This is a genomic window from Haladaptatus rarus (genome assembly GCF_054177585.1).
On sequence record NZ_JBPEHG010000036.1, the window covers coordinates 1 to 9,531 of the forward strand.

Genomic DNA, 9,531 nt, shown 5'->3' on the forward strand with positions numbered 1-9,531 from the left:
AGGACGTCACCGTCGTGGTCGCGTGCGGCCTCGGCGACGACGTCGAGGTGCGCGTCGTGGACGGCGTCGAGCGCGACGATTCGACGGACGCCGACGCGGCGGACGCCCGTCGAATCGTCGTCTTCCCGTGAGAACGCTTCGACCGCAGTCCGGGAGGCGACGCGTTCGACGTCCGCGTGGACGATGGGGTCGTCAATCTGCGTCCCGAGGAGGCCGGGCAGGTGCGAGGTCTCGATGGGACTGTCCGGGTCGTTTCCCGCCTCGGTGTCCGTGACGAGTTCGCCGCCGACGAGGTGGTGGCCGCACGCCGTCACGCGGTCGTTCGAGGGGAACGCCGGCGCGACGGCGGCGGCGTCCGCGTCCATTGCGTCGTAGGCGGCGACGATTTCGGCGCCGAGGTTCCCGCGGAGCGTCGAGTCGACCTTCTTGTAGACGACCGCCGCCGCCGTCGACGCGACGACGTCCCAGACTCTCGCGGCTGCCTCGTCGCGCCCGACGTAGCGCGAGTCGGTGTCGACGACGAGGACCGCCGCGTCGGGCGCGTCGAAGTCGGGGTCGATGCGGACGACCGTCTCGTAGCCCCGCGCAGCGAACGAATGGCCCGTGTCGGTCCCGCCGGTCAAATCGTCGGCGACAATGAGGGTGCGGTCAGTGGTCATCGAAGTGGAAGTCGAAGTCGCCCGCCTCGTCGAAGGACAGTCGTTCACGTTCGCCGACGGTGACGTCCTCCCGCGGTTCGAGTTCGTCTGCGACGGGGTCGGAGACGTAGAGGTCGTCGGGCTCCAGGGTGTTCGCGATGTAGCCGACGCGAAGATCGGCCGGGTCGCGGACGCCAGTCATGGAGGCGGCGAGGACGAGCAGCGTTCGGTCGCAAGGGGCGACGATGGGGATGCGCGCTCGGGCAGGTTCGCCGCTCGTGACGATGTTCATGTACACGTCCTCGAGATCCAGGTCGGCGACGAGGTCCTCGTGGACGAAGTCGGCGAGCCCCATCCCGATGCCGTTGCCGTGCGAGGCCTTCGTGATGCCGCGGACCGCGATGAGCGTGACGTCTGGCACCTCCGGCTCTGGCTCGTCGCCGAACATGTACCTGCCGACCGTGTTCGTGTCCATCCCGGTGCCCGAGATGTCCTTCCCGATTTCGTCGACGACGAGAAGGTCGAGACGGTCGACCGGAAGGTCAGGGAACAGTTCGCGCGAGCGGTCGAGGAGTTCCGACTCTCGCTCGGGAATATCCTCGACCGGCACTCCTTCGATGATCGCCGCGCGGTCGTTCGCGTTTTCGACGAGGGCGATACCGCCCACGACGGGGGCCTTCTCGAAGATGATTCCCGCCCGTTCGGGGATGACTGTTCCCAAGCCGCGGTTCAGCGCCTCGTTGTGCATCACCTCGGCCCCCCGTTGCTTCCCGAGGCCGACGACTGCCATCTTCGTGAGGCCGCTCTCGACGTCACCCCGGAAGTCCGTGTGGAGTTTCACCCGATTCGCGAGCAGAACTGCATCCGCGTCGAGTGCGACCGTCGAGACCGGTACGGGCCACCCCTCGTCATCTTCGGTGACCGGCTCGGTGTCCATGGCGGCGCGAATCTCGCAGCCGAGTCGTTCCTCGGTGAGGTCGTAGGAGCCGAGGACCTCGCGCTGGCCCTCGGGAGTGGCGCCGCCGTGGCTCCCCATCGCAGGAATCACAAACGGGTCGAACCCCCGCTCGTCGAGTTCAGCGACGGTGGCCTCCAGCAGTTCGGGCATGTCGTGGATTCCCCGGCTCCCGGCGGTGATCGCGACTTCCGCGCCCGCCTCAAGATCATCGAACGCCGGAATGTCGCTGACGGCCGCTCGCGTCGCCGCCGACACGTCGGCTATCCGGGGCGGGTCCCGATGGCGTCTGGCGTGGGCGAACTGCGGAAACTGCTCTACCGTCACGTCGTTGACGCTCTCGAGCCGTTCCGAGCTGGGGATGTCGAGGGTTACCATGACTTATTCTCGCTCGCCGGCCGCCTTAGTTCTGTCTTCGGTCGACGAGGTGTACTTGCGCTGTACGCCGGAAGCGGTAGACGACACGTCGACTCCGGTGTTCCTGTCTGCCGCTGCACGGCGCGACCAAAATTATGCCAGCCGAGGGAGGCCCGGGCGTCCCGGTCCTTCGGGTGAGACAGTCGTCCTCACCGTGTTACTTCATGACATAAGAACTTTATAAGGTGTCTGCAGTGGTTAGTTACATGCGTTACTACCAGTTGGCCCGCGGTGCTGAGGGACACCTCGTCGCAGAGACGGACGACCGGTATTACGACCTGAGCTCCGTTAAGGCGGAACTATCGGGGTTCGATGACCTCTTGCGCACTGCGGCCGTCATGGAGACGACCGCCGACGAAGTGGCCGCGAGGCTCGTCGAGTCCGCCCCGACGGTCGATCCCGACGAAGCGGCCACGAATCGCGGCCTCCCATTCGCCCCCGACGAGGTGTGGGCGGCTGGCGTCACCTACGAGATCAGCGAACAGGCCCGGAAAGAAGAGAGCGGGATGCCCGACATGTATCTCGATGTCTATCAGGCCGAGCGCCCCGAAATCTTCTTCAAAGCCACGCCGTCGCGGACCGTCGGTCCGGGCGAGGCCATCGGTGTCCGCGAGGATTCCCAGTGGAACGTTCCTGAACCGGAACTGGGAATCGTCCTCTACCAGGGTGACGTCGTTGGGTACACCATCGGTAACGACGTGAGTAGCCGCGACATAGAAGGAACGAACCCGCTCTACCTTCCGCAGGCGAAGGTCTACGACCGATGTGCAGCCGTCGGGCCGGCGGTAGCGAGTCCGAACACGGTCGGGGACCCTCAAGACCTCGCAATGTCGATGACCATCGAACGCGCCGGCGAAACGTGCTTCTCGGGTGAGACGTCCACCGACGAGATGATCCGGTCCTGTGAGGAGCTCACCCGCCACTACACGCAGCACAACGCGGTCCCCGAACTCGCCGTTCTGATGACCGGGACGTCGATCGTCCCGGCGGACGACTTCAACCTGCAGGAGGGCGACACGGTCACGATAGACATCGAGTCGATCGGAACGCTGTCGAACCCCGTCGTCCAGGTGTGAAACGTCGACGCCGAGAGCGGCGGTTCGATCCACTCAGTAGTTGTCGTAGACGGTTTTCTCGATGGTGTAGAACTCGAGACCTGCGTCGCCCTGTTCGCGCCACGACTCGCTAGAGGAGCGTTTAAACCCGCCGAACGGAACGTGAAGCTCGAGGCCCGTCGTCTTATCGTTGACCTTCACGACGCCCGCCTCGGCCTCCTCGACGAAGCGGTTCGCCTCCGAGTGGTCCTGGGTGACGATGCTCGCGGAGAGCCCATACTTGACGTCGTTGCAGACGTTCACCGCCTCCTCGAAGTCGGAAACCTCGACGACTGCCAGCACCGGACCGAAGACCTCCTCCTGGGCGATGCGGTAGTCAAATTCGACGTCGGTGAAGACCGTCGGCTCGACGAAGTAGCCGTCACCGAAGCGGTCGCCCTCGGGCGTTCCACCGCCTGTCGCCAGGGTCGCTCCTTCCTTCTCGGCGACCTCGATGTAATCGAGGGTGCTATCGAGTTCGTCAGCGCTGACCTGCGGACCCATCTCGTACTCGTCGCCCGGACCGACGTCAATGGACTCGGCCCGGTCGACGACGGCTTCGACGAAGTCGTCGTGGACGTCCTCGTGGACGATGGCACGGGAACACGCCGTACAGGCCTGTCCGGTCACGCCGAAGGCGCCCGCGGCGACGATGTCCGCGGCTTCCTCGACGTCCGCGGACGCCGAGACCAGCGTCGGATTCTTGCCGCCCATCTCCGTCTGGACGCGCTTCTGGCTGTCGGCGGCGGTGTCGTAGACGTAGTTGCCGACCTCGCCGCTCCCCGTGAACGAGACGGCGTCGACATCCTCGTGGGACGCGATTTCGTCGCCGACTTCACCGCCAGGACCGGTGACGAGGTTCGCGACGCCGTCCGGGATGCCGGCCTCGTCGAGCGTCTCGAAGATGCCGAGCGCGACGCCGGGAGCGAGCGACGCCGGGTTGATGACGACGGTGTTCCCGGTCGCGAGCGCGGGTGCGAGCTTCCAGGCGGGAATCGCGACGGGGTAGTTCCACGGCGTGATGAGTGCGGCCACGCCGACCGGCTCGGTCCGTGTGTAGAGGTTGGTGTGCTGCCCGCTAGCGGATTTGACTGTGCCGCCCAGGTCGTTCGCCTTCTCGGCGAAGTAGTAGAAGATGTCGATGGCGCGCTGGACCTCGCCGCCGGCCTCGGCGTGGGTCTTCCCCTCCTCGGTGGTGAGCAGTTCCGTCAGTTCCGCCTTGCGGTCCTCGAGAATTTTCGCCGTCTCGCGGAGTATCGCGCCCCGCTGGGGCGCGGGCGTCTCGCCCCACTCGGCTTCGGCGTCGGCGGCCGCCGCTACGGCCTCGGCGGCGTCCTCACGACTTGACCGCTGGTACTCGTTGACGACCTCGTTCGAGTTGGCAGGGTTCGTGACCTCGAACGTCTCGCCGGTTTCGGACTCCGTCCACTCACCCGAGACGTAGTTTCGTCTAGCGTCTGGCATACATCAGCGATTCAAGCGCATTGATAACGAGGCTTTTGGTTCCGGTAGTCGTTCCGTCGGCAGATGGGCGTCCTCCGAGAATCGGCCGTCGGATCGGTCAGTCGTCCGCGTCCTCGCGGTCGAGCCAGAAGTCGAACGAGCGGCCCGGTGCGAACACGTCGATGCCGACGGCGCGCTCGTCGCCGGTGTTCTCAACGCGGTGGGTCTCCCACGAATCGAGCCACACCGAGTCGTGCTCCCCGAGAGTGACCTCCTCGTCTTCGGTGTAGACGGTAAGTTCGCCTTGGAGAACGAGACACACCTGCTCGTTCTCGTGGTCGTGCATCGGGGAGCTGTGCCCTGAGGGCTTCTCGAACCACTCGAAGCTGAACCGCTCGCTCCCGGCCATCGAGACTCGCCGCCAGCCTTCCTCTGGTTCGTAGATTTCCGCTTCGTCGAAGAACGTGGATTCCATGCTTGTTCTTCCTGCTCGCTCGACGGTAAAAAGCGTATGGACGAGAGGAACCCGGGACGTTGTAAGATTTATACCCGTGCGGCAGTCTATCACAATATATGATACCCGGACCCGAGAAGGTCGCCAAACTCGTCGAGGAAGAGGGGTGGTCCTACCCAGTCTCCGTGACGCGACTCGAGCGGGAACATGCTCTCACGAACGTCTCTATCAACGAGAAGGGAGAATCGATGATGCTCGGTGAACTCCTCGCGCAGGGAGACCTCGACCGATTCGAGGACAAGGACGACCTCTACGAGAAGCTGGAACCGCTGTTCGAAGAGGAACGGCAACGCCGAGACGTCGGTCTCGTCGGCAAGATCAAACAGTTGGTCATCGGCACGTACACTCGGTGAATATATGAACAAACTCCGGGCAACTGCGGTTGGCAGTGGGCTAGTGCTCCTCGCCGGCGCGGCGTGGGGTGCCCTCGAGTACGGTGCCAGCGCCGGCCTCGAACCGTTCGTATGGGTGGCCGTGTTCGGCGTCGTCGTGGCCGTCGTGCCGGACGGTATCGCCGCCGCGAAGCACGTCGTCTATCAGTCCCGCCGTGAGGCCAAGGCCGAGGACGCGCGCGCCGGAGCCAAGGACCGGTACTTCACGTCGACGAAGACGTATCCTAGTCGTGAGGAGGTCCTCAACGTCGTCCGCGACACCGTCCGTGCCACCGACGGCTACGAGCGCGTCGCCGCCGAGGACTTCCCGGAGGGAGCCGGGCTCTCGGTCACGCACGCTGGGTTCCACAACTCCTTCGTACGCGTGACCGCTTCCGGTCGCCTCGTCCTCGCGGGCGCTTCAGAACGGACGGCAGACCTCGCCAGTGACCTTGCGAAGGACCTGAAGACCTCCTTCGACCAATCGTGGGCAAACCCGATGCGCCAGCGCAAACCCATCGTAGGCGGCCTCCGTGTCGTCCTCGCCGTTGCCATCCTGACGACGACCGGCCTCGGTCTCGGCACGGTTGCCGCCGCCGGCTATCCCTCTGATTCGTACAATCCACTAGAGAAAGTCGCTCTGGCCTCCTACGACGCCCGTTCGACGGTCGACCCCGCAACGAGCGAAACGGACGCCGCCATCGCGAAGGCCCGATTCCGCGTCACCATTCTCAAGGAGTCGGTCGTCGAAGTCAGGTGGACCGACAACAACTCCGCCCGCCTCGTGAGAACCGGCCAGGTCGCTCTCAGAGTCGCCGGTGACACTCGCTCGACGCTGACCGGCCTCCGGGAGCGGGAGTTGACTGACGCGCAGGAGCGACGCGTCGGCCGCATCGAAGGCAATCTACGCGAAGTTGAAGACAGTATCGCGGCCACCCTGGAGAGTCGGGCTGACGACCAAGGAATCGGCGAGGGAGCGGACGACATCCGTGCGGTTGCGGGCGCGCTCCGCAGTCATCGTTCGGGGACCGGCGACATCTCGCTCTCAATCGACTTGCCGGAGTCGGACTACGAAATCACCTTCCGGTGGATCGACACCGACGGCGTGACCGACCGGCAGGTGACGAATAATTCGACGGCGAACGGTACTACCACCTAGTCGTAGACGAACTCCGTCCAGGGCCCCTCGACGTAGGGATACTCTTCGACGACGCTCTCGTTCACATCGACCCCGAGTCCGGGACTGTCCGGCACGTCGAAGGTGCCGTTCTCTATCGTCAGCGAATCGTGGAGAACGTCCTCCGCCAGCGGGAAGGGGTACATCCCGCCCTCGTCCTCACCGAATACGGGGTACTCGAGCATCGGCGACTCGGGTGACGCGGCGACGAGATGTGCGTTGGTGACCAGTCCGAGGTGCGTGCCGAAGTTGTGCGGGACGAACATGACGTCGTCGCGGGCGGAACAGGTCTGGACGGCCCGCCAACACCCGGTAAAACCGGCGTGGTGACGAGTGTCGCCCTGCAGGTACGAGACGCCGGTCTCGGCCAGCCGAAGCAGTCCCTCGACGGACTCTTCGCTCTCACCACCCGCTAACGGAAGGGCAGTCCGCTCGGCGAGTCGCTCGTAGGCGTCGTAGTCGGCCGGTTCGACCGGCTCCTCGACCCAGTAGAGACCGTGGCCCTCGAAAGCGTCGAGAAGTTCGACTACCTCCTCGAAGTCGTAGGAGTTCTCTCCGAGTTTCCACCATGTGTGGGCGTCGACCATCACAGCCATGTCGTCGCCGACGGCGTCACGGACGAGTTCGAGGGTTCGCACGTCGGCTTCGGCGCCGAGGCCGGGACGGTATTTGTAGGCCCCAAAGCCTCGCTCCTGAAGTGTCCGCGCCTGCTCGGCGTAGCCCTCCGGTTCCATGTACATCCCCGCGCTGGCGTACAACTCCAGCGGGTCTGGGTCGACCTCACGGTCGGCGAGCAGGTCGTAGACTGGCGCCCCGAGTTGCTTACCGAGAATGTCGTGATAGGCCACGTCGATGACGCCGATAGCTTCCGATTCGATTTTCGTGGGCAGGTCGAGGGTCCCAACGGCCCCGGCGATATCCTCGGGCGACGCTATCTTCGTCTCCGCGACGGTGTCGCGGACCCGGTTCTCGACGAGCGCCGCGAAGTCGTCGTGGGCGGTGCCGTCGAAGTACTCACGCATTGCGGAACTCGTCGCCGCACCTGGTGCGTATCCGACGGTGCCGTCGGCCGTCTCGACACGGACGAGGACGAAGTCGCGTTTGTGGAGACGACGGACACCACCGTGGAAACGGCGTTCCTGCGAGGGCTCGATCGGCGAGGAGAGCGTGTGTACTTCTATCTCGGAGAGTCGCATGCCCGTTTCTCAGGGCGATGGAAAGTAACTCTTGTCCCGCGTTCCGTCTCTCGTCGCGCGGACGTCGGCGAACGGACACGGAGAGGATCGTCCGTGGTTGACGCCGGATGGATACCTCTTTGTGGGATGGTATGCAACGCGTTGGCATGGTAGACGGAACCGGTGGTGAGTTCGTGTACGATGCGTTGGTCGATGCGGGCGTGGAACTGCTCGTCGGCCTTCCCGGGACCCAGACGCTTCCCCTCGATCTGACCGTCGTGCAGCGCGAGGAGATGGAGTACCTGATGGCCCGCCACGAGACGGCCGTCCCCCACATAGCTTGGGGGTACTACGAGACGACCGGTCGACCCGCAGCGACGCTCACCGTACCCGGCCCCGGCGACACGAACGCGATGCACGGCCTGAAGAATGCCTACGAGGACTGCGTCCCGATTCTGCACGTCTCCGCCGACGCGAATCCCGAGGAACGCGGACAGCATCCCATTCACGAGATCGAACCCGACACCTTCGACAACGTCGTCAAGCGAAACGTGACCGTCGAGACCGAACTCGACCTCGTCGATCGAGTCGAGGGTGGAATCGAGACTGCGCTCACCCCGCCGTACGGCCCGGTTCGGCTCGGCGTCCCCTCAGGGATTCTCGCGAAGGAAATCGAAGCGCCCGCCGCGAGCGTGACGCCGGAACGGGTCGCGTACGAGAACGACACCTACCCCGAGGCTGCGGAACTCCTCGCCGACGCGGAACGCCCGGTAATCTACGCTGGCGGAGGGTCACGTCGGTCGCCCGACGGCCCCCGCGTCGTCCGGAACCTCGCGGAGACCCTCGACGCCCCCGTCATCACGTCCTACAAGGGCAAAGGCGTCTTCCCCGAAGACGACGACCGCTGGCTCGCCGTTACCGGGAGTCCCACACCCGCCGGGGCGCGCGAGGCGCTCGCCGCTGCCGACGTCGTCCTCGCGCTCGGCGCCGACTTCGACGGCGTCACCACGGCCCACTGGAACATCCCCCTGGGTGAGACGCTCGTCCACGTCAACCTCGAACCTGACGACGTGAACGCAGGCTACGAGGCCGACGTCGCTATCCTCGACGACGTCACCCACGCGGGCGACCGCCTCCTCGAGGAACTCGACGGCCGTGGCGGGGACGGCTGGAGTGGCGCCGACGTCGCCCGACTGGTCCGGTCGGAGTACCGGACGCATCTCGACAACCTCGGCCTCTTTGACGGCGATAGTCCCGCCAACACGCCGGAACTCCTCGCGGCGGTCCGCGAAGCCACGCCCCGCGAGTCGCCGGTCACGGCCGACGTCGGCGGGTTCCGGCTCTGGACGATGCAACTGTTCGAGACGTACGACCCGGACCAGCTCGTTACCGCCGGGTCGTGGGCCGGAATGGGGGTCGGACTCCCGGCGGCGATCGGCGTGGCGGCCGGTCGCGACGACGACCAGCCCGTCGTCTGCCTCACCGGCGACGGCGGCCTGATGATGTGCATCCACGAACTCCACACGGCCGCCGAGTACGCCCTCAACGTCGTCGTCGTCGTCTCGGACAACGCCGACTACGGCATCATCTCGAAGTCGCCGAATATCATGCAGTACACCGACGAGCACGAGTTCACATGGGACCGCCCGGACTTCGCCGAAATCGCCGAGGGGTTCGGGGTGCGAGCCACCAGCGTCGACACGGCGGCGGCCGCCGGTGAGGCCGTCGCGGCCGCCGTCGAGCGCCG

The 9,531-nt window shown here is 65.5% G+C and carries 9 protein-coding genes; 4 read left to right on the top strand and 5 right to left on the bottom strand.

The features are described 5' to 3' along the window. Both ACR3FE_RS27575 and ACR3FE_RS27580 read right to left on the bottom strand, forming a co-directional pair. The coding region (locus ACR3FE_RS27575; RefSeq protein WP_458211055.1) for a four-carbon acid sugar kinase family protein at positions 1 to 659 on the bottom strand (659 nt) is incomplete at its 3' end. Then, entirely contained in the window at positions 649 to 1,971 is a 1,323-nt protein-coding gene (locus ACR3FE_RS27580) for a nickel pincer cofactor-dependent isomerase, group 22 (protein WP_458211056.1), read from the bottom strand. The genes ACR3FE_RS27575 and ACR3FE_RS27580, both read right to left, overlap by 11 nt. A 245-nt stretch (positions 1,972 to 2,216) precedes the next feature. Here ACR3FE_RS27580 and ACR3FE_RS27585 point away from each other — a divergent pair, with 245 nt between their 5' ends. Continuing rightward, positions 2,217 to 3,086, top strand: coding sequence for a fumarylacetoacetate hydrolase family protein (locus tag ACR3FE_RS27585; protein ID WP_458211057.1), 870 nt, complete (start codon positions 2,217 to 2,219; stop codon positions 3,084 to 3,086). A 33-nt stretch (positions 3,087 to 3,119) separates the two neighbouring features. On the opposite strand, the gene xacF is transcribed toward ACR3FE_RS27585, so the two are convergent. Beyond that, on the bottom strand, positions 3,120 to 4,568 hold the full coding sequence (gene xacF / locus ACR3FE_RS27590) for a 2,5-dioxovalerate dehydrogenase (RefSeq protein WP_458211058.1): 1,449 nt from the start codon (positions 4,566 to 4,568) through the stop codon (positions 3,120 to 3,122). Between the two features lie 97 nt (positions 4,569 to 4,665). Beyond that, on the bottom strand, positions 4,666 to 5,022 hold the full coding sequence (locus tag ACR3FE_RS27595) for a cupin domain-containing protein (protein WP_458211059.1): 357 nt from the start codon (positions 5,020 to 5,022) through the stop codon (positions 4,666 to 4,668). A gap of 98 nt (positions 5,023 to 5,120) precedes the next feature. On the opposite strand from ACR3FE_RS27595, the gene ACR3FE_RS27600 reads away from it, so the two are divergent. Both ACR3FE_RS27600 and ACR3FE_RS27605 read left to right on the top strand, forming a co-directional pair. Continuing rightward, positions 5,121 to 5,414 carry a hypothetical protein gene (locus ACR3FE_RS27600; RefSeq protein ID WP_458211060.1) on the top strand — a complete coding sequence of 98 codons (294 nt, stop codon included), beginning with the start codon at positions 5,121 to 5,123 and terminating at the stop codon, positions 5,412 to 5,414. Positions 5,415 to 5,418: 4 nt separating this feature from the next. After that, a complete protein-coding gene (locus tag ACR3FE_RS27605; RefSeq protein WP_458211061.1) occupies positions 5,419 to 6,591 on the top strand; it encodes a hypothetical protein in 1,173 nt (390 codons plus the stop codon). On the opposite strand, the gene ACR3FE_RS27610 is transcribed toward ACR3FE_RS27605, so the two are convergent. Further along, a complete protein-coding gene (locus ACR3FE_RS27610; RefSeq protein WP_458211062.1) occupies positions 6,588 to 7,805 on the bottom strand; it encodes a mandelate racemase/muconate lactonizing enzyme family protein in 1,218 nt (405 codons plus the stop codon). The two genes, ACR3FE_RS27605 and ACR3FE_RS27610, sit on opposite strands and share 4 nt — an antisense overlap. Before the next feature lie 146 nt (positions 7,806 to 7,951). Here ACR3FE_RS27610 and ACR3FE_RS27615 point away from each other — a divergent pair. Further along, a partial coding sequence (locus ACR3FE_RS27615) for a thiamine pyrophosphate-binding protein (protein WP_458211063.1) occupies positions 7,952 to 9,531 on the top strand: 1,580 nt, incomplete at its 3' end.

What these genes read in the sequence shown, in the direction of transcription:
- ACR3FE_RS27605 (WP_458211061.1), top strand. Translation starts at nt 5,419, where the DNA reads ATGAACAAACTCCGGGCAACTGCGGTTGGCAGTGGGCTAGTGCTCCTC.
- ACR3FE_RS27585 (WP_458211057.1), top strand. Translation starts at nt 2,217, where the DNA reads ATGCGTTACTACCAGTTGGCCCGCGGTGCTGAGGGACACCTCGTCGCA.
- ACR3FE_RS27595 (WP_458211059.1), bottom strand. Translation starts at nt 5,022, where the DNA reads ATGGAATCCACGTTCTTCGACGAAGCGGAAATCTACGAACCAGAGGAA.
- xacF (WP_458211058.1), bottom strand. Translation starts at nt 4,568, where the DNA reads ATGCCAGACGCTAGACGAAACTACGTCTCGGGTGAGTGGACGGAGTCC.
- ACR3FE_RS27580 (WP_458211056.1), bottom strand. Translation starts at nt 1,971, where the DNA reads ATGGTAACCCTCGACATCCCCAGCTCGGAACGGCTCGAGAGCGTCAAC.
- ACR3FE_RS27600 (WP_458211060.1), top strand. Translation starts at nt 5,121, where the DNA reads ATGATACCCGGACCCGAGAAGGTCGCCAAACTCGTCGAGGAAGAGGGG.
- ACR3FE_RS27610 (WP_458211062.1), bottom strand. Translation starts at nt 7,805, where the DNA reads ATGCGACTCTCCGAGATAGAAGTACACACGCTCTCCTCGCCGATCGAG.